This is a genomic window from Psychrosphaera haliotis (genome assembly GCF_039523615.1).
Taxonomy (GTDB): domain Bacteria; phylum Pseudomonadota; class Gammaproteobacteria; order Enterobacterales; family Alteromonadaceae; genus Psychrosphaera; species Psychrosphaera haliotis.
In genome coordinates, this window is record NZ_BAAAFQ010000005.1 from 262,945 (window position 1) to 285,918 (window position 22,974).

The window sequence follows — 22,974 nt, forward strand, 5'->3', positions numbered from 1 at the left end:
TATACGGCTAAGGTGCAAAAGTCGCAACACCTAGCTCATCAGTATTTGTTTGACGTTTTGCTAAAATTTCTGACGGTGATACTTCTTGACGTAAACCCATTTCATTTTCGCCTCGAATAAACTCGCCACGTAATGAGTTGGTATAAACATCAACAATCTTAACGTCGGCAAATCCACCAATTAGTGTGTGTGGACCTACAAAGTTAACAACACGATTGTTTTCAGTACGGCCACGAAGCTCCATTGGATTCTTTATTGATGGACCTTCTACCAGAATTCTTTGCTCTGTATCTACCATAGAGCGTGAAATTTGCATTGCTTGATGAGTGATTAAGCTTTGCAATTGGTATAAACGCTCTTTCTTTTCAGACTCTTCTACATCATCTGGTAAGTCGGCTGCAGGTGTACCCGGACGTGCACTATAGATAAAGCTAAAGCTGTGGTCGTAACCAACATCTTCAATAAGCTTTATTGTTTTTGCGTGATCGTCGGCGGTTTCACCAGGGAAACCAATAATAAAGTCAGAGCTCATGCTTATGTTAGGACGAACTTTACGTAGTTTTCTGATTTGTGATTTATACTCAATCGCCGTATGGCCACGTTTCATTTGAGTTAATATTCTGTCAGAGCCAGATTGCACTGGAAGGTGTAAGTGATCTACTAATTCAGGCACGTCTTCGTAGGCTGCGATAATATCGTCAGTGAACTCAACCGGGTGAGAAGTGGTATACCTGATGCGGTCGATACCGTCTATCGATGCCACTAAACGCAATAGCTCACTAAAGTGACAAATGTCACCATCATGAGTTGCACCACGGAACGCATTTACGTTTTGACCTAAAAGGTTTACTTCACGAACACCTTGGTCTGCTAATTGTGCAATTTCAAATATTACATCGTCAACAGGTCTTGATACTTCTTCGCCGCGTGTATAAGGCACAACACAGAATGTACAGTATTTACTGCAACCTTCCATGATTGATACAAATGAGCTAGGTCCATCTGTAGTAGGCTGAGGAAGTCGGTCAAACTTTTCAATTTCAGGGAATGAAATGTCGATTACTGAACCGCCATCACCCGATTTAATCTGTTCAAGCATTTCTGGTAAGCGATGCAACGTCTGAGGACCAAAAACCATATCAACGTATGGCGCACGCTCACGAATATGTTGACCTTCTTGAGAAGCAACACAACCACCAACACCAATAATTAGGTCAGGGTTTTTAGCTTTCAAATTTTTCCAGCGACCAAGTTGATGGAATACTTTTTCTTGCGCTTTTTCACGGATAGAACAGGTATTCAATAGAATAACATCGGCATCTTCTGCCTGTTCAGTAAACTCATATCCATGACTGTCATCCAAAAGATCTGCCATTTTTTGCGAGTCGTACTCGTTCATTTGGCAGCCCCAGGTTTTAATATGTAGTTTTTTTGTCATTCTTCTCTCGTAAATCGTATGGAAAAGTTGTTCATAAAAAGGCCGCGTATTTTACAGTGAAAATGATATAACTGAAAGTGAATTCAATACAGTATTGTGGCTAATATTTAATTGAAGTTGTAAAAAGTGCTCAAAGCCCTTGGTGTTGTTGAGGTTTCTGGCATAATAAAAGGCATAAAAACAAATGAGATTGCCCATGACTTTTTCTGAATTGCCTCTATCCAGCATTGCTAATAAACAATATGACGCCGTAGTTATAGGTGGCGGTATGGTGGGGGCTTCCCTTGCCTTAGGCTTAGGTCAACAAGGCAAATTGGTTTTGCTTGTAGAAAAAGTTGCGCCTCAAGTAAGTTGGTTAGCTGAGCCTCCATTAAGAGTGTCTGCTGTAAACAGGTATAGTGAAACTTGGTTACGTGAAATCAATAGTTGGCAAGAAATTGACGAGGCTTCATCGTGTGCATTTAAACGTTTAGCAACTTGGGAAAAGGGAGCTCCAGTGGTTGAGTTCTCGGCGGATGACATAAATGAAACTCATTTAGGCTCGTTAATTAGAAACGAAGCAATTCAAATAGCCGCTTATAAAGCATTAGAAAAATCCGCTTTGAAAGTGGATGTAGTATTTAACGCAGGAATTACTGCCTATTCAGAGAAAACTGATTCAAATCTATTAGTGACACTGACAGATGGAGAAACCGAAACAAGGGTTGAGTCACACTTATTAATTGGAGCCGATGGCGCAAATAGTAAAGTTAGACAATTGAGTAATATTGGAACGTCTGGCTGGGATTATCAACAGCAGTGTTTTAGCATCACTATTAAAACTCAATTTGGGCAACAGGACATTACCTGGCAAGAGTTTCAGCCTAGTGGGCCAAAAGCGTTTTTACCGTTAAACAACAATTATGCTTGTTTAATTTGGTATGACAGCAAAGAAAAAGTGGGGCACCTTAAAAGTCTTAGTATTGATAACCTAAAGGAACAAGTGTTAACCACGTTCCCTGAATTACCTGGCGATTTTGAAATAGTTAAAACCGCTTCTTTCCCGTTAACCCGTCGACAAGCAAATAGTTACGTTAAGGATAGAGTTGTATTGGTTGGCGATGCTGCGCACACTATTAACCCGTTAGCAGGACAAGGTGTAAATCTTGGCTTTAAAGACTCAGCAGAGTTAATTGAGTTATTAGGTGACACGGATTTAAGTGATATCAATAAACTGAATCAACGCTTGTCGGTATATCAACGAAATAGAAAAGCAGACAGCTTAGTTATGTCGACGGCGATGGACGGCTTTTATCATCTATTTTCAAATGACAAAGGCTTGCTTAAATCTTTTCGTCACTTGTTGTTATCAGCCGCTAATGCGTTGCCTAGTGCAAAATTAAAAGTGATGAAAAAAGCGCTTGGTTTTTAATACAGATTTTTACATAGCTGTCATTTAACCCTGACAAATAACAAGGCTTATTAAACAAATCATTAAACAATTCATTAAGCAGCTGAAGTTCATAAAGTATAAGGTTAAAGGTAAAGTTAAAAGTTGGCGCTGAGGTACAAAACAAAAGACTCACGCTTCATGTCACTTACGTCATTAATATTGCTATCGGGATAAAGTGGAAGACCAACAATACGCTCTACAACCCTTATATCTGACAACCTAACTTGTCCAGTACCATGTTTATAATATCCTCCAATGGAAAGCGGAAAGCCAAATAACTCGGTATTAACCGCCACGCTATAACCTACCATGTCTACCACCTCTGAACGTTGGAATGGCTGTTCCGGATCTATAATTCCGTTTGAGTTGTCGGTGAATACACCAAAGCGAATTGTATTGGTATCTGATAATGGATAACTGAAGCCCAATGAATAATTTGTAACTGAAGCTAAGTCTCGGTTAATAGGAGGTTGTGTAGGGGCGACAGTAAACTCTTCAACCTCTACAGCTGAATAATAATCTAGGTCAAAGCTTACTAATAAGTTGGAAAGCTTTGTGGAAATACCCGTTGATAAGTTGGTGCCGTACTCCTGTTTTTCTGAACCTGTGACCTCTCCAACACTTGACGCTTTTGCTGTAGTTGGTAGAGGTGTTGGTGACGCAACTACAATTTGATGGCTGCCTGTAAAGCTCCGATTAATCGCAACATCTTTTGCAAGCTTTAAACCCCAGCTAAAGTCCTCACATCTGTATAGTAGTCCTAACTGAGGGGTTAATATAATATTCTCATCACTGAGCCGTCTGGTAGCTGTAAAACCACTTTTTAGTATACCAAGAGGTGTATCCACTGCAGCATCAATGCCAGAGCCTTGTACCGTCTCAAATTGCTTATATTTTGCTATTAATGACCCGCCAACAGACCAGTTAGGGGCAATGTTAATGGCGGTGCCAAATCCTAAGTCATATGAAGCGTTGTCGAGGTCTATATTGCCATATTCAGTTTGTGTACCAACAATATTTCCATCTGGCCCAACAAAAGGAAGTTCTACCTTAGAAAAGTTTCGCTCGGTAGATAAGTCTGAAACAGCAAAAACTACGCTCCAATGCCATTTTTCTGAATTTTTACCTGTACCTAAAAAGCTTGGCACGATGGAAAAAGAAGAACGTGAAAAGTCACCTTGATTTGAAAAAACATCATTTAATTGTGAACGTTCCCAAGAGAAGGTGCTCAAAGATGCAGAATTATTTAGTTTTGATTTGGCAAGACCAGCTGGGTTGTAAAACACTGCGGACATATCATCTGCGATACTAGCGAATGCGCCACCTAAACCAATTGCTTTAGTTCCAACAAGTATATTTTTATAGTGATATTCGTCGCTGAGCAGAGGGCTGCTAAATAGACCAAAAAGTGTAAAGATTATTAATGGTTTACTCAAAACTATTGCCGTTCATTGTTTTACATGAACATAAGTCTATGACAAAAATGAGGTAAGGGTAAAATTAAATTTGATTAAGTTTTTAGAAAGAAAAAAGCCTCGCAAGTGCGAGGCTTTAAAAGTGGCTGGAGTACCAGGATTTGAACCTGGGAATGGCGAGATCAAAACCCGCTGCCTTACCGCTTGGCGATACTCCAACAATAAGTGGCTGGGATACCAGGATTTGAACCTGGGAATGGCGAGATCAAAACCCGCTGCCTTACCGCTTGGCGATATCCCAACTAAACTTTGCATGAACTTTAAGATTTAAGACCATGACTTTAAGTGGTGCGGAAGGAGAGACTTGAACTCTCACACCCTAAGATACTGGAACCTAAATCCAGCGCGTCTACCAATTCCGCCACTCCCGCAAATCTTGATGCTATGAGGTTGGTAGTGTAATCGAATGGTGGCTACGCCCTGATTTGAACAGGGGACCCCATCATTATGAGTGATGTGCTCTAACCAGCTGAGCTACGTAGCCATTCCTTTGTTTCGATTACCGCCTCAAGCGATGTGGCGTATTATGCTGATGCGACCCTTTCTCGTCAACTGCTTTTTTAAAGAAAATGTCACTTAACGTATCGTTTGGTTTTAATTTGTGCAACTCGGTGGTTTTTTGTATTAATTAAGGCCGTTTTGGGTAAAAAATTATGTTTCTGTAACAAACGAATATTTACTATTTTTAATAAAGCTCAGAATTAAAGTATATAAATCCAAAATCATTCACGCTAAAAGACTAGTTTTAAGACATAAAAAAAACCTTCCGAGTGGAAGGTTCTTTAAAAATAATTTAATTGTATGGTTATAAATTAAACGTTAAAGCGGAAGTGGATTACATCACCATCTTTAACAATATAATCTTTACCTTCAAGACGCCATTTACCTGCATCTTTAGCGCCAGACTCACCGTTATTATCAACAAAATCATTGTATCCAACGATTTCCGCACGAATAAAGCCTTTTTCAAAGTCAGTATGAATTTTACCAGCTGCCTGCGGCGCAGTGCTACCTTCAGGGAAAGTCCAAGCTCTAACTTCTTTAACACCAGCAGTGAAATACGTTTGTAACGTTAGCAATTCGTAACCAGCACGAATAACTCGGTTAAGACCAGGCTCTTCCCAACCTAAATCTTCCATGAACTCTGATAAATCTTCAGGTTCAAGCTCAGATAGTTCAGATTCAATTGATGCACAAACGGCAACAACGACTGCGTTTTCAGTAGAAGCAATTTCACGAACCTTATCTAGGAAAGGGTTGTTCTCAAAACCGTCTTCTGCAACGTTCGCTACATACATTGTTGGTTTCATAGTCAACAAGTTTAGGTAGCTAATTGCTGCTAGTTCTTCTTTTGTTAAATCAATAGAACGAGCCATGCCGCCTTCATCAACAATAGGTTTTAATTTTTCTAGAACCTTAGTTTCAAATTTTGCATCGGCATCACCGCCTTTGGCCTTTTTGGCATTTCTAAAAATTGCTTTATCAATAGAATCCATATCAGCTAAGGCAAGTTCGGTATTGATAACATCAATATCTTCTTGTGGGTTGATTTCGCCAGCAACGTGAACAATGTTTGGATCGTCAAAACAACGAACTACATGGCCAATAGCATCAGTTTCACGAATGTTCGCTAAAAACTGGTTACCTAAACCTTCGCCTTTTGACGCGCCTTTTACCAGCCCGGCAATATCAACAAATTCCATTGTTGTAGGGATGACACGCTCAGGTTTAACTATTGCGGCTAGTTTGTCTAAACGTAAGTCAGGAACAGGTACTACACCAGTATTTGGTTCAATAGTACAAAAAGGGAAGTTAGCAGCTTCAATACCTGCTTTTGTTAACGCATTAAACAGTGTTGATTTACCAACATTTGGTAAACCTACTATGCCACATTTAAAACCCATGATGGTTCCTTAAGTTCAAATTTTATAATTTAATAAATCAGATAACGACGTAATACTAAGTCTTAATAATGTAATTTGCTTAGACTACTCTGCGCTAAATGAATGTAATCGGCTCTGTGCCTTTTTTAAGTCTTGTTTAAACCAAATATCCATACAGCGTGTTGCTTCATCAACGGCAGCATCAATTTTTTCTTGGTCAACTTGTGGGGCCCTACCTAATACCCAGCCCGTGACTTTTTCACGACTGCCAGGGTGACCGATTCCAATACGGAGTCGATAGAATTCTTTGTTATTAGCCATTTTGGCGATAATGTCTTTTAGACCATTATGTCCGCCGTGACCACCGCCTTGTTTGATCTTTACCTTTCCTGGTGGCATATCTAATTCGTCATGCGCTACTAGGATTTGCTCTGGTTTAATTTTGAAGAAGTTAGCTAATGCACTTACAGATTTACCACTTAAATTCATAAAGGTGGTTGGAACTAATACACGCACTTCATTACCGTCAATAAAAATCTTTGCGGTATAACCAAAGTATTTAGGATCGTTTTTAAGAGAGATGTTTTGTGCTCGACAAAGTTCTTCAATGAACCAAGCACCGGCATTATGGCGGGTATGTTTGTATTCGGGGCCCGGATTAGCCAGGCCCACGATTAGTTGAATATCAGTACTCATTTTGTACGTCTATTCAACACAGATTATTCTGAATCTGCTTCTTCTGAAGCGTCTTCTGAATCTTCTGCTTTAGTCTTTGGTGCGTGTAAAGTAACAACAGCTAAATCATGAGATTCACCTTTTGCTAATTCAACAGACGCTACGCCTTTAGGTAGTACTAGGTCACTGATGTGTAGAGTTTGACCAATTTCTAGGCCAGCTACGTCTACTTCAATGAACTCAGGAAGATCTTTAGGCAAACAAGTTACTTCAAGTTCAGTCATTGTATGAGCAACAACAGCACCAGTCTTAGTTGCAGCTTCTTCACCGATGAAGTGAACTGGAACGTTAGTGTGAAGTTTTTGTTTAGCATCAACACGTTGGAAGTCCAAGTGCATGATTACAGGCTTATACGGGTGACGTTGAACGTCTTTAAGGATAACTTCTTGTTTCTTACCATCGATAACTAGAGTAAGAATGTGAGAGTAGAAACCTTCGTTGCCTTGTGCTTGCCACACTTTGTTGTGTGAAAGAGCAAGGTTTTGAGTTTCTTTATCAGCACCGTATAAGATTGCAGGAACTTGGTTAGCATGACGTAAGCGGCGGCTCGCACCAGTACCTTTGTCAGTACGAACTGTAGCTTCTAATGTATAAATAGCTTCAGACATGGAATTCTCCAAAAATAATAAGTTTATGTTTTCCCCCGCGACCAAGAGAAAACGCATTGCCCCGCAAATATGAGGGGCGGCGTATTCTAATTGAAAGCAGGAGCTTACTCAACTATTTTTAATTGGATAAAAAGAATGTAAAGAAGTTACTTATGTATAGATAGTAGGGAATAGTATTTATGCCTTACTCTTGTTTATATTAGAGGTAATACAAGAATAGTTTCAATTTTAGGCTTGTTCACGTTTTATTTTATTACTAATATGCGTAAACACTAATAAAAAGATCAAAGCACACTTTGACAAATGGAGAGGTAACCGAAATGAGAAGGTTGTTACGCTTTATTGCTTTATTACCAATGATTACATTGATAATTATTGGTATTTACGAATTGTTGAATGAGAATCCACAAGGTATACCAGATGCGGTATGGTTTGTTGTTGCTCTAATATGTTTACCTGCCGGCATTATAAATTTGAATGCTATTAGAGATGGTATTATCGGCTTGATGTATTCAGCTGTTATTTCAAATTTTTTGTTTTTAATTGCATTTTTAGCTACAAAAAATTATGACCCAACAACTATGATTATATTTACAGGTTATTTAATAGTCATCAGTATCATCGTATTAATAGATGTTATTTATGACCGTTTTTTAAGTTTGAATAAAAGTACAGATGTGTTTTCTTCTTTTAATAATAAAGATGAATATAGGATAAATAATGAAAAATAGCGTTTTAATAGCCTTAGTTTTTGGTCTTGCTGCTTGTAGTGCAACCAGTAATACAACAAACGATGTAGTTTCAGAACAAGCGGTATCGTTTGTAAATGTTTATAAAGATGCAAACAAGAAACAATGCTTTACGCAAGGAATGGCGTTAAACGTAATGGTTAAGGAATTAACAGAAAATGGCATCGTTGTTAATTGTTCCGCAAGAAAAAATGATGGGCTAATGTATCCCCAGGCATGTGGCCAAAATGAGGGAACGATCAATGTTTATCAAATTAGTTCTTCAGACTTTGAGAAGGCCCAATTACTTGGCTTTAAAGATGTTAAAGAAATAAAGTCGGCTGATATTAAACTGAAATGCCCATAAACGAAATTTGATATTAGGGTTGATCACAGTGACAAAAAAAGCGGCCATGGCCGCTTTTTTAATGCAACCATGTGGCGGTGTTAGTGATCAAACATCGCCGATATTGATTCTTCATTACTGAGTCGACGTATTGCTTCAGCGAGCATATTACCTAATGTTAGTTGCCTAACGTTTGGTAATGCCGCGATGTCGGCTGGTAATGGGATTGAATCCGTTACAATAACTTCATCAATAACTGTGTTTTTAAGGTTTTCTATGGCATTGCCAGAAAAAACAGGGTGAGTCGCATAAGCAAATACGCGCTTAGCGCCTTGTGCCTTTAACGCTTCAGCGGCTTTACATAATGTTCCACCGGTATCGATCATGTCATCAACCATAATACAATCACGGCCTTTAACATCTCCAATTATATGCATCACTTGAGCAACGTTTGCTTGTGGACGACGCTTATCGATAATGGCTAGGTCTTTGTCATTAAGAAGTTTAGCAATAGCTCGGGCTCTTACTACACCACCAATGTCAGGTGACACAACAACTACATCATCGGCTAAGTCGAATCCTTTTTTACGTAAGTCGTCCACTAAGATCGGACTACCAAATACGTTATCAACAGGAACGTCAAAAAAGCCTTGAATCTGTTCAGCATGAAGATCAACCGTTAATACTCGGTCAACACCTACACTAGACAGGAAATCTGCAACAACTTTTGCAGTAATTGGAACACGTGCTGAACGAACACGTCGGTCTTGTCTTGCATAACCAAAGTAAGGAATAACAGCAGTGATACGGCCTGCAGACGCACGTCTGAGAGCATCAACCATCACAATTAATTCCATTAGGTTGTCATTACAAGGAGCACACGTAGATTGAATGATGAAAACATCCGATCCACGAACGTTGTCATTAACTTGAACACTAATCTCACCGTCACTGAAGCGGCCTACAGTGGCGTTTCCTAGGTCGATGTCAAGACGGTTACTGATGATTTCGGCAAGTTCTGGGGTAGCGTTTCCAGCGAAGAGCTTTATATCAGGCACAGAGATATCCTATAGCAATTATGCTTTTAGTTTTATAGTGAGGTTAGCTCAAAATAGCCAAACCTCTAATGTTTATTAGCCAAACAACGTTTGGTGCGTTGGGGAAATGTTACATCCTTTCGCAACAAATCCAGTCAGGTCGACAGGCAGCTGTTGATATATCTCTTTTGCTTCGTCCTGTGTAGCAAACTCAGCATAAACACAAGCTCCAGTGCCAGTCATCCTAGCCGGGCCATATTCTAACAACCAGTCCATTGCTTTGGCAACGGTTGGATACTGATTATAAACTAACTTTTCAAAATCATTTTTGAATTGAGGGGCAATACCTCGGTATTTAATTTCATCTAACGGTAATTTAGGCGAATTTCGAGGCAAATGAGGTGACGAAAATAATTCTGCTGTATTTACATGTTGGTTAGGCGTTAATACTAAATACCACTTTTCTTTTATAGGATAGCTAGTTAGCTTTTCACCTACGCCATCTGCAATCGCGGTTTGGCCAAAAACAAAAATAGGCACATCAGCGCCAACTTTCAACCCAATCTCTCTTAGTTCATCCAATGAAAGACCCAGTTTCCATAGTGAATTCAAAGCCAAAAGTGTGGTTGCAGCGTTTGATGAACCGCCACCCACACCACCGCCCATCGGTAAGCGTTTTGTTAAAGATATTTTTATAAAGTCTAAGCTTAGAAGCTTTTTATTAAAATTATCTTCGCCAAACTTGGCTTTTAAAAACCGTGATAAAGCCTGCATTGCTTTAAAAACCAAATTACTGTTTGTTTCGAGCTCTGGTAAGTCGCAATTAAAAGCTGTTTTACTCGCCAACTCCCAATCTTCCAACTCCCAATCTTCTAAATTAGTTTGTTTTAACGCTTCCTTACTGGTGCGAAGGTGTAATTCGTCACTATAGGCTTCAAACGTCATATCATCACCAAAATCTATAAAGTGAAAAAGGCTTTGGAGTTCATGGTAACCATTGTCTAAACGACGGTTTATATTTAAAAACAAATTTAATTTAGCGGGTGAAAGTAACTTTAATTTAGATTGACGCATGTTTAACCTTGTAACTGCCAATGTGAAATGGCTAACTTAATTCTTGAATCGCTTGATTTTATGGTCAACGCGCTAGGTAAGTTTAATTGTTGTAGTGGTTTCCTAGGACCATATTTTACATTCCATGACGTTTGATTAAAACCTTCAGGCATATAGTCAAATGACTGGATTTCGTTTTTGTTGTTGTAAGTAGGACTGGAAATATCTTGTTTGTTTGCGTGTCCTAAAAGCCAAAGGTGAAGTTTGTCAAAGGGGATTTGTTTATTGGTAAAACGAGCCACCAGAGTTTGAGGGTCTGGGCTTATATGTTGCTCGCCATCTACTTCAAGTGTAGCCATGCCATGCTCATATTTTAGAGTCATTACATCTATGCCCAATACAGTAGAAAGAACGAAATGGAACTCGTTTTTGTTTTGCTGCCAATAAAAATACGCGCTTTCTTTCTCTTTACCAGATACAAAAAGCATTTTGCCGCGAGCCGTCCATGATGATAACTCGGAGACATGAGATACATTTACTATTTCAGACTTTTTAGGTAATGAGGTACATGCAGTGATCAAAAACAGTAGGGTGATCGTTAAAATGGTACTTTTGAATTGATTCATATTTGTCTCAAATAGCAATAAATTGGGCTTTTACTACGATATCTCATAATAAAGATGGTTACAGGCTTTTAAAAAGTCCGCGATTTTCGTAGAATTGCCTGTTCTTTAAATCTAGGTCTTTTAAGCACTGTATGTCCGTTATAGCATTAGGAATAAATCACAAATCTGCATCTGTTGCTCTAAGAGAGCGCTTGGCTTTTACGCCTGAGCGTTTGCCTGAGGCGCTGAAAACAATCCAAAATGATGCTGGTTGTGATGAAGCTGTAATACTATCAACGTGTAATCGTACAGAAATTTATTGCTTTGGTGAACAGGCAAAAGCCCAGCAAGTGGTAAATTGGTTAGCTAAATTTCACCAGGTTCCATCAGAAGAATTAGAACAGCACGTTTATATTTACCAAAATATAGAAGCGACACGTCATTTAATGAGAGTTGCAAGTGGCTTAGATTCCATGGTTATAGGTGAACCTCAAATACTAGGGCAGGTTAAGCAGGCTTATCAACAAGCTCGTGGAGTCGGTACTGTCCAAACCTATTTTGAACGTATGTTCCAACAGTCTTTTTCAGTAGCTAAACAAGTTAGAACGGAAACCGACATTGCCACCAATGCTGTATCAGTAGCCTATGCTGCGGTTACATTAGCAAAACAGGTTTTTGGTGATTTTAAAGGTAAAAAAGTATTATTAGTTGGTGCTGGTGAAACTATAGAGTTGGTTGCAAAACATATTTATGAGCAAGGCGCTAAAGATATTGTTGTAGCAAATAGGACATTAAGTAGAGCTGAGGTAATTGCAGAGCAATTTGGCGCAAAAGTATGTGCGCTTAGCCAGATAGCTAAAGAGATATTGACTGCCGATGTTGTGATTAGCTCAACAGCCAGTACATTGCCGATTATAGGCAAAGGTTTAATTGAAAAAGTATTTAAAAACCGCAAGCACAAACCTATGTTTTTGGTTGATTTAGCGGTGCCTCGTGACATTGAGCCTGAGGTGGCAGAATTAGACGATGCTTATTTATATACTGTCGATGATTTACAAGAGATAGTAGCGAGCAACATGCAGGCACGAACTGAAGCAGCTGTTGAAGCAGATCAAATTATCGATGGAAAAGCGAGCATGTTTTCCGACTGGTTAAGCTCGCTAGATTCCGTTGATTTAATAAAAGAATACCGTACCCAGAGCTTAGCAATTAAAGATGAGCTTTTGGTTAGAGCACTAAATCAAATTCAAGCCGGCAATGATGCAGAAACTGTATTAACTGAGATGGCAAACAAATTAACAAACCGACTGATTCATGCACCAACGTCTGCCTTAAAAGAAGCAGCTGAAAGCAAGAACACCGAACAGTTGGCGACTATGAAAACCGTATTGGGGATCCAATGAAACAATCAATAATTACCAAGCTTGAAGGCTTAGTAGAACGTTACGAAGAAGTTCAAGCACTGTTAAGCGATCCTGGGGTTATATCTGACCAAGACCGTTTTAGAGCGTTATCAAAAGAGTATTCAGACTTAGAAGACGTTACAAAAGCATTCACAGAGTTTCAAACTGCATCAAGTAATTTAGAAGAAGCTAAATTGATGATGGAAGAAGAAGACGCAGAAATGCGTGAAATGGCAGTAGAAGAAATGAAAGCCGCTAAAAAAGATATTGAGCGTCTTGAAGATGAACTACAAGTATTAATGTTGCCTAAAGATCCTAATGACTCAAACAACTGCTTTGTTGAAATTAGAGCCGGAGCAGGTGGTGATGAAGCCGCTATTTTTGCCGGTGATTTATACCGTATGTATAGCCGTTATGCGGATGCAAAACGCTGGAAAGTAGAAATTATGAGCGTTAACGAAGGTGAGCATGGCGGTTTTAAAGAAATCGTGGCTCACTTTACTGGTGATGATGTATACGGGACTATGAAGTTTGAATCTGGAGGTCATCGCGTTCAACGTGTTCCAGAGACTGAATCTCAAGGGCGTGTGCATACTTCAGCATGTACTGTTGTAGTAATGCCAGAGATCCCAGAAGCAGAAGCAATTGAAATAAATACAGCCGATTTAAAAATTGATACTTACCGAGCATCAGGTGCAGGTGGTCAGCACGTAAACAAGACGGACTCAGCGGTTCGTATTACGCATTTACCTACTGGTATCGTTGTTGAGTGCCAAGATGAACGTTCGCAGCACAAAAACAAAGCTAAAGCGATGTCGGTATTGAGTGCTCGTATTCAGGCTGCAGAAGATGAAAAACGTAATGCAGAAGAGACTAGTATGCGACGTAATCTTGTTGCAAGTGGTGATCGTTCAGAGCGCGTTCGTACATACAACTTCCCTCAAGGTCGATTGTCAGAGCACCGAATTAACTTAACACTTTACAAGCTGAATGAAATTATTGAAGGCGATTTAGATTGTGTTCTTCAACCTCTAATGACTGAATACCAAGCTGATTTATTAGCTTCAATGTCAGAAGAGTAATTGAGACAAATTGTCAGTGAAATCTGAGTTAAGCATTTCTGAACCAAACATTAAAGCGGCCATCGATGATGCCGCTTTAGCTATTAAAAAAATGTCTGATACGGCTAAACTAGATGCAGAAATACTGTTACTGCATGTAATTGAAAAGCCAAAAGCTTATTTATTTACTTGGCCAGATGCTGTTTTAACAACCGAGCAATTAGAATACTTCACATCACTTGTTGAACAAAGGCTACTCGGGCACCCGATTGCACATTTAATTGGAAAGCGAGACTTTTGGACTTTAACTCTAGAAGTTAATAATAGCACTTTGATCCCTAGACCGGATACGGAACTGTTAGTAGAAACGGTTTTAAGTTCAATATCAGACTTTGATTTCCCAATGAACGGCAAAGGTTTAGATTTAGGAACCGGTACAGGTGCTATCGCACTTTCATTAGCCAGTGAGTTACCAGAAATGGCTTGGCTAGGTGCAGACTTCAACAAAGATGCGGTAGAATTAGCGACTCGAAATAAATCATTAAACAATATTAATAACTGTACATTTATACAAAGCGATTGGTACTCAGCTGTACATGAACAACGCTTTGATATTATTGTCAGCAACCCTCCTTATATTGACCCACTAGATCCTCACTTACACTTAGGCGATGTTAGATTTGAACCCAAAAGTGCATTAACTGCAGGGGATCAAGGAAAGTCCGATCTAATCCATATTATTGAACAAGCTCCTAATTATTTAAACAAACAAGGATTGATTGCTTTAGAACATGGTTATGATCAAGCTGAGTTTGTTCGCCAGTGTCTTTCTGATAATGGCTTTAAAAACATCAATACATTTATTGATTTAGGTCAAAATGATCGTATAACAATTGGCTATTTTTAAACTTTACGTTTAGTCTAAATACTAGTGATTTACACTCGTTGTACAGTGGTGGTTTTAAACAGCATAGGAAATAGTTGTTCATGGTTGATGATTTTTTATTTTCAGGCGATAACCCAGAGCCTGAGCAAGTAAAAACAATTGGTAAATGGAAAGTCCTTGTCGTTGATGATGAGCCAGAGGTTCATGCTGTAACGAAGTTAGCGTTGAGTGACTTTTTATATCAAGAAAAAACAATAGAGTTTATGAGCGCCTATAGTGGTGCTGAGGCTAGAGATATTATTAGAGATAATAATGATATCGCTATTGTATTACTTGATGTAGTGATGGAAACCGATGATGCCGGCCTAAACGTAGCCAACTATATCCGCAACGAGCTTAAAAATAAAAATGTGAGAATTATCTTAAGAACAGGGCAACCTGGGCAAGCTCCTGAAAAGCAGGTAATTCTTAATTACGACATTAATGACTATAAATCTAAAACCGAATTAACAGCTCAAAAATTATTTACTGTGGTGCTATCAGGTTTGCGCTCCTATAGAGACTTGCGTTCTTTAGAACAGAGCCATGAAGGACTTAAAAAAATAATTTCTGCATCGGCCGATATATTTAATGTTCATTCCATGGAACAGTTTATTGACGGTGTAATGCAACAACTGACATCGGTACTAGGCTGTGGTGAAGAGCAGGCTATGTATGCGACCGATAGTTTTATGATTAATTGCCCATCTAGAAGTACGTCAAAAGATCTAACAGTTGTAGCCGCACAAGGACAGTTTGCTGATTACATCGGACATCAAGTATCTGATGTTGACGTCATCAAGTCGAGCCAACTACAAGAAGCATTTAGTCAGGCTATCTCATCAAGATCAATTGTTTATCAAGACAATTACTTAATTGCCTATTGCCATAGTAAGTTCTCTACAAATTCGTTGCTTTTTGTTTCAGGGTTACCTTCTGACTTAAGTGATACACACAGAGACTTAGTAGAGCTGTTTGCTAAAAACGTACAAATTGCCTTCGAGAGTATCCAGTTAAAAGTAGAATTAGAATCGTCGCAAACTGAATTATTAGAGCGTTTAGGCGGAGCCATTGAAAAAAGGTTAAACGATGCAGGCGGTCATATAAGAAATGTGGTTGCGTTAACTGGTTTACTAGCGAGTTGGTACGGCTTAGAAGAGTCAGAAATCGAAATGTTAAAAAAGGCTGCGCCTTTGCATGACATTGGTAAAATTTCACTGCCGGATACGTTATTGAAAAAGCAGTCTGAGCTTACAGATGATGAATGGGAACAGGTAAAAAAGTCTCCTCTTTTAGGACATGAAATACTAAAAGGCTCAAACAGTGAAATCATACAATTCGGATCTACAATTGCCTACCAACACTATGAGAATTGGGATGGTTCCGGTTATCCAAAAGGATTGAAAGGAAAAGACATTCATATATTTGCCCGTATAGTTAAAGTCGCTAATGTTTATGATTCACTTAGAACCGCACTCATATACAAAGGTGAATGGTCTCATGATCAAGCTATGCAATATCTAAAAGAAAAAGCAGGTATCGAGTTTGACCCTGGTCTTATAGACCTAGTTGAAACGAATCATCAAAAATTTGAAGCGGTTTTTAAAAGCTAGCAGATAATTTGTAAATAATTTGTTAACATAGCCAACTGGAATTTGGCGGCAATGAAATGTAAGTAAATGCCATAACAAGGGTTTTAAAATGTATATTGGTTTAAAGCATGCTCATTTAACATTTGTATTATTGAGCGTTATTCTATTCTATTTCAGGTTTTACCAAGTTCAAATGGCTGGTAAAAGCCTACCTAAGTTACTAAAAATATTGCCACACATTATCGACACCTGTCTAATTGCCTCTGCTATTGGTTTGTGCATTGTCCTTCAACAATACCCACTTGTTGTTACCTGGTTAACCCTCAAAGTTGCCTTTGTGATTGCCTACATTGTGTTTGCTGCCTTAGCAATAAAAAGCGCAAATAAGCAAAAAGCCATTTTAATGTTAACAGGTGCATCAATCAGCTTAATTTTAGCTGCATTTATGGCAGTAACAAAACTAGCGTAAGTCGCTAAAGTATTAAATCTGATTTTTAAGAGAAGTAATGTCAGCAAACTGGTTTATATCATCAAATAGCGCGAACGATTTATTAATTGAACTACTCGATCTTGAAGAAAATTGGCAATCAAAGATATCCAAACCTAATATTTTGGATACGCTAGAAGAGCTTGTTAATCACCTTGAGCATTACTGCGTAGAGAAAGTGCCTAATCAAGAAGAGCTTTATAAAGTCATTGATAGTATTTTTGATGAGTTAGCATTTTCCGGTCCTGGCCTGCAAAGCGTGCCAGAGTCTGCGTTAGGATCAGTGAGTTATTGTATCGAGTCTCGCACTGGTAATAGCTTAACGTTAGCTATTGTTATGGCCTACCTATTAAAAGAATTAGGCTTTAATGCTTTTATTGCTGAATTGCAAGATGACATTGGTTTAGTGGTTAAGTTGAGTAACTCTGAGTTAATTGTGATTGACTCTGTTTCTGGTGCAACAGAATATATTATCACTAGTGATGATTTAAATGAGAGTATGTTAAGTGGCATTGCGGCATACGCACAGCCAATTGATCAAGAAGAGCTGATAAAAGAGTTGTTGAGCGAACAGAAGATCTGTCTATTGGCAGAAGGGTTTTATGAAGAAGCGCTTTTGTGTGTCGAAACATTGATGGCGCTTTTACCTGAAGACCCTTATGAAAGACGTGACCGTGGAATAGTGCTTCAGCAATTAGACTGTGACCATGTGGCTTCAGATGATTTAAAGTACTTTATAAAAGCTTGTCCAAACGATCCTATGGCGGCATTTTTTAAATCTCAGCTAGAAGAGCAGGTTGCTCCTACCCACACATTGCATTAAATTATAGATATTGGTTGTTTTTTTACAAAACAAAACAAAACAAAACAAAACAAAACAAAACAAAACAAAACAAAACAAAACACAACACATAAAAAGAATAAGAATTGAAAATTCAATCGTGAGTTTTAAGGAATCAGCTTAAATGCCAGTTATTACAAATGAAGCAACACTCCTAGGGTTACTAGCACTTATTTTAGGTTTTGTCTTTTACACTAGTAAAAGCAGCAATGCTAAGTTTCAAGCGTTTTATAAGTATGTTCCTGCGCTATTACTTTGCTATTTTATCCCTTCTATTTTCAACTCAGCAGGCTTAGTAAGCGTGGAGGCGTCGGACAACATTTACTATGTCGCGTCACGATTTTTGTTACCTGCATGTATAGTGCTTTTAACTATTAGCGTTGATTTACCTGGTATTTTAAAGCTGGGTCCTAAAGCAATTATTCTCTTCTTTACCGGTACTTTTGGTATTGTTATTGGCGGACCAATAGCACTCTTAATTGTTTCGTACTTTTACCCAGAACTACTTGGTAATAGTGGCCCTCAAGATGTTTGGCGAGGAATGACTACGGTTGCCGGCAGTTGGATAGGTGGTGGCGCTAACCAAACGGCAATGAAAGAGATTTATGAAGTTGGGGATACTATTTTTTCTTCTATGATTGCTGTTGATATTATAATGGCAAATATTTGGATGGCTGTTTTATTATTATTAGCCGGCAACGCCAAGAGTATCGACGCAAAAACAGGCGCAGATACCACAGCATTAGAAGAGCTTAAAACAAATGTTATTGAATTCCAGAAAAAGCATGCTCGTATTCCTCACCTTGAAGACTTAATGATTATCTGTGCCATAGGCTTTGGTGTTACAGGTGTCGCACACATATTCTCAGATATTGTCACACCGTTTATGATAGAAAACTTCCCTAACTCTAAAGAGCTAAGTTTCCACAGTAAGTTTTTCTGGATGATAGTCAGTGCTAGTGCAATGGGTATTGCATTGTCATTTACTCGATTAAGAAAGATAGAAGCAGCAGGGGCATCAAAAGTAGGCTCTGCCTTCCTTTATTTCTTGATAGCGGCTATCGGTCTTCATATGGATATTATGGCAATATTTGATAGTCCACTATACTTTGCATTAGGCGCAATTTGGATGATTATTCACGCCTGCTTAATGCTTGGTGTAGCAAAATTAATAAAAGCCCCACTGTTTTATATGGCGGTTGGCAGCCAAGCCAATGTGGGTGGTGCAGCTTCCGCACCCATCGTGGCATCTGCGTTCCATCCAGCTTTAGCGCCTGTGGGCGTTCTATTGGCTGTTTTGGGTTATGCTATCGGCACATATGCAGCTTGGTTCTGTGGTCAAGTTTTACAGTATGTAGCCAGTTGATAAATCATTTAAAAGTTATTCGGTTAGTTTAAAAATAGAGAGTTTAAAATGACATCTGCGATCAATACGCAAATTATAAAAATTGGAAAAGATATCGAACTTGCAAACGACAAACCGTTTGTCTTATTTGGTGGTATGAATGTTTTAGAGTCTAGAGACTTAGCATTAAAAATTGCCGAGACATATAAAGAAGTTACGACAAAACTTGGTATTCCTTATGTATTCAAAGCTAGTTTCGATAAAGCGAACCGCTCTTCAGTGAATTCATATCGTGGCCCAGGTTTAGAAGAAGGCTTAAAAATATTTGAAGAAATCAAAACGCAATTTGATTTACCGATAATTACCGATGTACACGCTCCTGAACAAGCGCAGCCTGTTGCAGAAGTAGTAGATATTATTCAATTACCAGCGTTTTTAGCACGTCAAACAGACTTGGTTGTTGCTATGGGTAAAACAAACGCAATTATTAACGTTAAAAAACCACAGTTTTTAGCACCACATGAAATGAAACATATCATTAAGAAGTTTCATGAATCAGGTAACGAAAAGGTTATTTTATGTGAGCGTGGCAGTCAGTTTGGTTATAATAACCTTGTGGTTGACATGTTAGGTATGGATGACATGAAACGTATGGCTCCAGTTATGTTTGATGCAACACATGCCTTACAACGTCCTGGCGGCAGAACAGATTCAGCTGATGGACGCCGAGCTCAAGCAGCAGAACTTGCAAGAAGTGGTATGGCATTAGGATTAGCTGGACTTTTCATTGAAGCGCATCCAAATCCAAACGAAGCGCTGTGTGACGGACCATGTGCGTTACCACTATCTAAATTGGAAGGTTTTTTAACTCAAATGAAACAAGTGGACGACCTCATAAAATCCTTCGCCCCGCTGGATACGTCAGCAAACAACTTGTAATCTAAATATACAGAGCTTAATCAAACGAGGTTAAGCTCTTTTTCAACTCTCAATTAAATTTGCCTTATTGATTTACCACTAAGATAATAATGGCAAACCAGTTTTAATATAAAGGCTCAATATGTCATCAATAGTAATTTCGGGTACAGGCCTATTTACCCCTCCACATAAAATCTCGAACCAAGAGCTAGTTGATGTTCTTAATGAATACGCTGATCAATTTAATGAAACACATAAAGCAGAGATTGAAGCTGGACATATTGAAGAAAAAAAACGTTCTAGTGTAGAGTTTATAGAAAAAGCGTCAGGTATAAAGTCACGATATGCCATGGTAAAAGAGGGTATTACTGACGTAAATGTACTTCATCCTAAGATGAAAAAGTATAATGCAGAAGAGCCACCTGAAATGGTGCTGATGGCAGTTGAAGCAGCGAAAGAAGCACTAGAAAAATCTGGTAAAAAAGCAGAAGACATAGATTTGGTTATTTTAGGCTCTTCAAACATGCAGCGCTCATATCCAGCAATGTCTGTAGAAGTGCAACAAATACTAGGCGCATCAGGTTTTGCTTTTGATATGAATGTAGCGTGTTCAACAGCTACTTTTGCAATTATCAACGCTTACAATTCAATTAAAGCAGGATCAGCAAAGTGCGTGTTAGTGGTAAACCCTGAGTTTACAACGCCACAACTAGATTATACGAATCGCGATAGTCACTTCATATTTGGTGACGTGGCAACAGCCATGGTTATCGAGAGTACGGAAACCGCTACATCGAAGCAACAGTTTAAAATAGTAGCTATGGATCAAATAACTAAATTTTCAAATAACATTAGATGTTCACATAGTTATGTAGACCATTGTTATGACGAGTTGCCTGCTGATAACTCATACTTTTTCCAAGAAGGAAGAAAAGTTTTTAAAGAATTATTACCAATAGTTACTAATACCATCACGGATCACCTAACTAAAAATGGTTGGTCTGTAACCGACGTCAAACGTATGTGGTTGCATCAGGCTAATATTAATATGAACCTCTTTGCGGCTAAAAAGCTTCTAGGTCGTGAGCCGGAATTTTTAGACGCACCATTAATTTTAGATGAATACGCTAACACAGCCTCTGCGGGTTCCATTGTTGCTTTTCATAAATACAGTGATGATTTCTCTGTTGGTGATAAGGGTATTTTATGTAGCTTTGGTGCCGGATATTCAGTTGGTTGTATAAGTTTAGAGCGCATATAAGTCCTTAGAGTAAAAAGCAAGCTTGATTAGTACGAATAAAATTCTGCTGACCGGGCGCATAATTAATTTTTAACCAATAAAGAGTCGATAAACTTTATTTGACTTTTTACTCTAATTTTTATTAAAGTACGCCCCGTCGGTAAATGCCGATGTGTTGCTAAATGCAACGTCAGAAGAGGTGCGGCTATTAGGTAGCAAATTGGAGAAGTCTCAACTTCATTGATAATTTGTCAGGGAATAGTCGCCGAGGATAATACTTGTTGAGATAGGTATTGTTCGGCCATATAGGTTGAGTCCTATTGGTTGTCACCTATATGGTGGAGCGCTTCTGGCCGGTAAGTTCAGTTGCGTAATCATCGTTCTTACCTGTGCCTGATCCCTCCCCAAAACTTAATTTAGATTTGGGAAAAACATGTCAAAAGTATCATCTGTAACCGTTGCAAAATTTGGCGGTACAAGCTTAAAAAATTATCAATCAATGGTACGTTGTGCCAACATTGTCATAGAAGAACCTTCAGTTAAAGTCGTTGTGTTATCAGCTTCTGCAGGGGTAACTAATTTATTAGTGGACCTAACTGAAAGGGGTCTATCGGAAGCAATTGCCTCTACACTAATTGATAACATTAAAACCATACAACTAGATATATCAGCTAGCCTTTTTGAACAAAACCAAATTGAACAAAACCGAGTCAACGGTTACGTATTAAACCTCATCCATGAGCTTGAATATGCATCGCAAATGTTGCGAGAGCAGTTTAGCTTGAAATTAGTGGATGAAATACTATCGTTTGGTGAACGTTTTTCTAGTTATTTATTTACTGAAATAATGACTGAGTTGCTTTCTAATGCTGACGATAAACCCCAACTCGTTAGATTTGATGCTCGACGTATAATTAAGACTGATAGTCGATTTGGTCATGCAAGGCCAGATTTAACTGCAATAAAACAACAAAGCCAATTGTCATTAAACCTGCCCGAATGTCTGTATATCACACAAGGTTTTGTTGGCGAAGACAGCTTCGGCAATACAACGACTTTGGGCCGCGGAGGTTCAGACTTTTCTGCTGCGTTAATAGCTGAAGCAATCAACGCAGATAAACTACAGATTTGGACAGATGTGGCTGGCATATACTCTTCTGATCCCCGATTTGTCACTAAAGCGAAGCCAATTAAAACGCTTAGCTTTAATGAGGCTGCTGAACTCGCAACTTTTGGTGCAAAAGTATTGCATCCTGCAACATTACTACCTGCCATAAGATCTAAAATTGATGTCTTTGTGGGCTCAAGTTTAGAACCGGATGCTGGCGGCACTCATTTAACAACAAAACCTTCAACGAGCGGCGTAAGAGCAATTGCACTTAGAGAAAATCAGACCCTAGTTACCTTAAGCAGTCCAAATATGCTGCTTGCTAGCGGTTTTTTAGCAAGAGTGTTTGCTATTTTAGCTAAGTATGAACTTTCCGTCGATCTTATCACTACATCTGAAATATCCGTTGCGCTCACGTTTGACAACATAAATGGAGTTAGTGAAGGGATATTGCCGCAAGAGTGTATAACTGAATTGGAAGACTTTTGCGCGGTATCGATAGAAGGGGAGTTATCACTAGTTGCGGTTATTGGCAATCACAACCCAGATCATGAAACGATATCAAGCACCGAATTACTATTTAAGTCTTTAGGTGATTACCAAATAAGAATGATTTGCCACGGAGCAAGTAGGCACAATGTATGTTTTTTAGTTAAACAAAGCATCGCGAAAGACGTTGTTACTAATATTCACGATCAGATTTTTGGTTAATTC

At 38.7% G+C, this 22,974-nt stretch carries 21 protein-coding genes, 4 tRNA genes and 1 riboswitch; of the genes, 13 read left to right on the forward strand and 12 right to left on the reverse strand.

The annotated features are described in order from the left end of the window. Window positions 1-7 precede the first annotated feature (7 nt). A complete protein-coding gene (gene miaB / locus ABD009_RS08085; protein ID WP_155693650.1) occupies window positions 8-1,438 on the reverse strand; it encodes a tRNA (N6-isopentenyl adenosine(37)-C2)-methylthiotransferase MiaB in 1,431 nt (476 codons plus the stop codon). 196 nt (window positions 1,439-1,634) lie between these two features. Here miaB and ABD009_RS08090 point away from each other — a divergent pair, with 196 nt between their 5' ends. Then, window positions 1,635-2,849, forward strand: coding sequence for an FAD-dependent monooxygenase (locus ABD009_RS08090; protein WP_343824353.1), 1,215 nt, complete (start codon window positions 1,635-1,637; stop codon window positions 2,847-2,849). A 116-nt stretch (window positions 2,850-2,965) separates the two neighbouring features. Here the strand turns inward: ABD009_RS08090 and ABD009_RS08095 are convergent, their stop codons facing one another. The 8 genes from ABD009_RS08095 to ABD009_RS08130 all read right to left on the reverse strand — a co-directional run bounded on the left by ABD009_RS08095 (window position 2,966) and on the right by ABD009_RS08130 (window position 7,571). Then, entirely contained in the window at window positions 2,966-4,306 is a 1,341-nt protein-coding gene (locus tag ABD009_RS08095; RefSeq protein ID WP_343824355.1) for an OmpP1/FadL family transporter, read from the reverse strand. Between the two features lie 122 nt (window positions 4,307-4,428). Continuing rightward, a tRNA-Gln gene (locus ABD009_RS08100) sits at window positions 4,429-4,503 on the reverse strand. Between the two features lie 8 nt (window positions 4,504-4,511). Beyond that, window positions 4,512-4,586: transfer RNA gene (locus ABD009_RS08105), tRNA-Gln, on the reverse strand. Window positions 4,587-4,631: 45 nt separating this feature from the next. Continuing rightward, window positions 4,632-4,716 (reverse strand) — tRNA-Leu (locus ABD009_RS08110). A gap of 36 nt (window positions 4,717-4,752) precedes the next feature. After that, a tRNA-Met gene (locus ABD009_RS08115) sits at window positions 4,753-4,829 on the reverse strand. Window positions 4,830-5,157: 328 nt separating this feature from the next. After that, on the reverse strand, window positions 5,158-6,249 hold the full coding sequence (gene ychF / locus ABD009_RS08120; protein WP_343824357.1) for a redox-regulated ATPase YchF: 1,092 nt from the start codon (window positions 6,247-6,249) through the stop codon (window positions 5,158-5,160). An 84-nt stretch (window positions 6,250-6,333) separates the two neighbouring features. Further along, on the reverse strand, window positions 6,334-6,924 hold the full coding sequence (gene pth, locus ABD009_RS08125; RefSeq protein WP_343824359.1) for an aminoacyl-tRNA hydrolase: 591 nt from the start codon (window positions 6,922-6,924) through the stop codon (window positions 6,334-6,336). A 23-nt stretch (window positions 6,925-6,947) separates the two neighbouring features. Then, complete coding sequence (locus ABD009_RS08130; protein WP_343824361.1) at window positions 6,948-7,571, reverse strand: 50S ribosomal protein L25/general stress protein Ctc; 624 nt, start codon at window positions 7,569-7,571, stop codon at window positions 6,948-6,950. A gap of 320 nt (window positions 7,572-7,891) precedes the next feature. On the opposite strand from ABD009_RS08130, the gene ABD009_RS08135 reads away from it, so the two are divergent. Together ABD009_RS08135 and ABD009_RS08140 are read left to right on the forward strand one after the other, a co-directional pair. Continuing rightward, window positions 7,892-8,302 (forward strand): hypothetical protein, encoded by a 411-nt coding sequence (locus tag ABD009_RS08135; protein WP_343824363.1) that lies wholly within the window; start codon window positions 7,892-7,894, stop codon window positions 8,300-8,302. Further along, window positions 8,292-8,666 carry a hypothetical protein gene (locus tag ABD009_RS08140; protein WP_343824365.1) on the forward strand — a complete coding sequence of 125 codons (375 nt, stop codon included), beginning with the start codon at window positions 8,292-8,294 and terminating at the stop codon, window positions 8,664-8,666. Before ABD009_RS08135 ends, ABD009_RS08140 begins: the two co-directional genes overlap by 11 nt. Window positions 8,667-8,746: 80 nt before the next feature. Here the strand turns inward: ABD009_RS08140 and ABD009_RS08145 are convergent, their stop codons facing one another. The 3 genes from ABD009_RS08145 to lolB all read right to left on the reverse strand — a co-directional run bounded on the left by ABD009_RS08145 (window position 8,747) and on the right by lolB (window position 11,361). Then, the gene (locus ABD009_RS08145) at window positions 8,747-9,703 is read right to left on the reverse strand and encodes a ribose-phosphate pyrophosphokinase (protein WP_210559668.1); all 957 of its coding nucleotides are present in this window, start codon (window positions 9,701-9,703) and stop codon (window positions 8,747-8,749) included. Window positions 9,704-9,778: 75 nt separating this feature from the next. Next, window positions 9,779-10,756, reverse strand: coding sequence for a 4-(cytidine 5'-diphospho)-2-C-methyl-D-erythritol kinase (gene ispE / locus ABD009_RS08150; protein ID WP_343824369.1), 978 nt, complete (start codon window positions 10,754-10,756; stop codon window positions 9,779-9,781). A 2-nt stretch (window positions 10,757-10,758) separates the two neighbouring features. Beyond that, window positions 10,759-11,361: a lipoprotein insertase outer membrane protein LolB gene (gene lolB / locus ABD009_RS08155; protein WP_343824371.1), complete on the reverse strand. Its 603-nt coding sequence runs from the start codon at window positions 11,359-11,361 to the stop codon at window positions 10,759-10,761. A 131-nt stretch (window positions 11,362-11,492) separates the two neighbouring features. Between lolB and hemA the strand changes: the two genes are divergently transcribed. The 10 genes from hemA to lysC all read left to right on the forward strand — a co-directional run bounded on the left by hemA (window position 11,493) and on the right by lysC (window position 22,971). Then, window positions 11,493-12,743 (forward strand): glutamyl-tRNA reductase, encoded by a 1,251-nt coding sequence (gene hemA, locus ABD009_RS08160; protein ID WP_343824373.1) that lies wholly within the window; start codon window positions 11,493-11,495, stop codon window positions 12,741-12,743. Next, window positions 12,740-13,825, forward strand: a complete 1,086-nt coding sequence (prfA, locus tag ABD009_RS08165; RefSeq protein WP_155693629.1) for a peptide chain release factor 1 — start codon at window positions 12,740-12,742, stop codon at window positions 13,823-13,825. Before hemA ends, prfA begins: the two co-directional genes overlap by 4 nt. A 16-nt stretch (window positions 13,826-13,841) precedes the next feature. Next, a complete protein-coding gene (prmC, locus tag ABD009_RS08170; RefSeq protein ID WP_343824375.1) occupies window positions 13,842-14,711 on the forward strand; it encodes a peptide chain release factor N(5)-glutamine methyltransferase in 870 nt (289 codons plus the stop codon). An 80-nt stretch (window positions 14,712-14,791) separates the two neighbouring features. Then, a complete protein-coding gene (locus ABD009_RS08175; protein ID WP_343824377.1) occupies window positions 14,792-16,342 on the forward strand; it encodes a DUF3369 domain-containing protein in 1,551 nt (516 codons plus the stop codon). 88 nt (window positions 16,343-16,430) lie between these two features. Further along, complete coding sequence (locus tag ABD009_RS08180; protein ID WP_343824379.1) at window positions 16,431-16,790, forward strand: SirB2 family protein; 360 nt, start codon at window positions 16,431-16,433, stop codon at window positions 16,788-16,790. 37 nt (window positions 16,791-16,827) lie between these two features. Beyond that, on the forward strand, window positions 16,828-17,631 hold the full coding sequence (locus ABD009_RS08185) for a tetratricopeptide repeat protein (RefSeq protein ID WP_343824381.1): 804 nt from the start codon (window positions 16,828-16,830) through the stop codon (window positions 17,629-17,631). Window positions 17,632-17,773: 142 nt separating this feature from the next. Then, a complete protein-coding gene (locus ABD009_RS08190) occupies window positions 17,774-19,015 on the forward strand; it encodes a DUF819 family protein (protein ID WP_343824384.1) in 1,242 nt (413 codons plus the stop codon). Window positions 19,016-19,075: 60 nt separating this feature from the next. Next, complete coding sequence (gene kdsA, locus ABD009_RS08195; RefSeq protein ID WP_343824419.1) at window positions 19,076-19,933, forward strand: 3-deoxy-8-phosphooctulonate synthase; 858 nt, start codon at window positions 19,076-19,078, stop codon at window positions 19,931-19,933. 121 nt (window positions 19,934-20,054) lie between these two features. Beyond that, window positions 20,055-21,173 carry a beta-ketoacyl-ACP synthase III gene (locus ABD009_RS08200; RefSeq protein ID WP_343824386.1) on the forward strand — a complete coding sequence of 373 codons (1,119 nt, stop codon included), beginning with the start codon at window positions 20,055-20,057 and terminating at the stop codon, window positions 21,171-21,173. 165 nt (window positions 21,174-21,338) lie between these two features. Next, a riboswitch (Lysine riboswitch) is annotated at window positions 21,339-21,509 on the forward strand. A 76-nt stretch (window positions 21,510-21,585) separates the two neighbouring features. Next, window positions 21,586-22,971 (forward strand): lysine-sensitive aspartokinase 3, encoded by a 1,386-nt coding sequence (gene lysC / locus ABD009_RS08205; protein ID WP_343824388.1) that lies wholly within the window; start codon window positions 21,586-21,588, stop codon window positions 22,969-22,971. Window positions 22,972-22,974 lie beyond the last annotated feature (3 nt).

Coding starts and splice junctions, on each gene's coding strand:
- pth (WP_343824359.1), bottom strand. CDS start 6,924: ATGAGTACTGATATTCAACTAATCGTGGGCCTGGCTAATCCGGGCCCC.
- ABD009_RS08200 (WP_343824386.1), top strand. CDS start 20,055: ATGTCATCAATAGTAATTTCGGGTACAGGCCTATTTACCCCTCCACAT.
- ABD009_RS08175 (WP_343824377.1), top strand. CDS start 14,792: ATGGTTGATGATTTTTTATTTTCAGGCGATAACCCAGAGCCTGAGCAA.
- ABD009_RS08190 (WP_343824384.1), top strand. CDS start 17,774: ATGCCAGTTATTACAAATGAAGCAACACTCCTAGGGTTACTAGCACTT.
- lolB (WP_343824371.1), bottom strand. CDS start 11,361: ATGAATCAATTCAAAAGTACCATTTTAACGATCACCCTACTGTTTTTG.
- ABD009_RS08140 (WP_343824365.1), top strand. CDS start 8,292: ATGAAAAATAGCGTTTTAATAGCCTTAGTTTTTGGTCTTGCTGCTTGT.
- ABD009_RS08135 (WP_343824363.1), top strand. CDS start 7,892: ATGAGAAGGTTGTTACGCTTTATTGCTTTATTACCAATGATTACATTG.
- miaB (WP_155693650.1), bottom strand. CDS start 1,438: ATGACAAAAAAACTACATATTAAAACCTGGGGCTGCCAAATGAACGAG.
- ABD009_RS08180 (WP_343824379.1), top strand. CDS start 16,431: ATGTATATTGGTTTAAAGCATGCTCATTTAACATTTGTATTATTGAGC.
- lysC (WP_343824388.1), top strand. CDS start 21,586: ATGTCAAAAGTATCATCTGTAACCGTTGCAAAATTTGGCGGTACAAGC.
- ABD009_RS08130 (WP_343824361.1), bottom strand. CDS start 7,571: ATGTCTGAAGCTATTTATACATTAGAAGCTACAGTTCGTACTGACAAA.
- ychF (WP_343824357.1), bottom strand. CDS start 6,249: ATGGGTTTTAAATGTGGCATAGTAGGTTTACCAAATGTTGGTAAATCA.
- ABD009_RS08185 (WP_343824381.1), top strand. CDS start 16,828: ATGTCAGCAAACTGGTTTATATCATCAAATAGCGCGAACGATTTATTA.
- ABD009_RS08090 (WP_343824353.1), top strand. CDS start 1,635: ATGACTTTTTCTGAATTGCCTCTATCCAGCATTGCTAATAAACAATAT.
- hemA (WP_343824373.1), top strand. CDS start 11,493: ATGTCCGTTATAGCATTAGGAATAAATCACAAATCTGCATCTGTTGCT.
- ispE (WP_343824369.1), bottom strand. CDS start 10,756: ATGCGTCAATCTAAATTAAAGTTACTTTCACCCGCTAAATTAAATTTG.
- prfA (WP_155693629.1), top strand. CDS start 12,740: ATGAAACAATCAATAATTACCAAGCTTGAAGGCTTAGTAGAACGTTAC.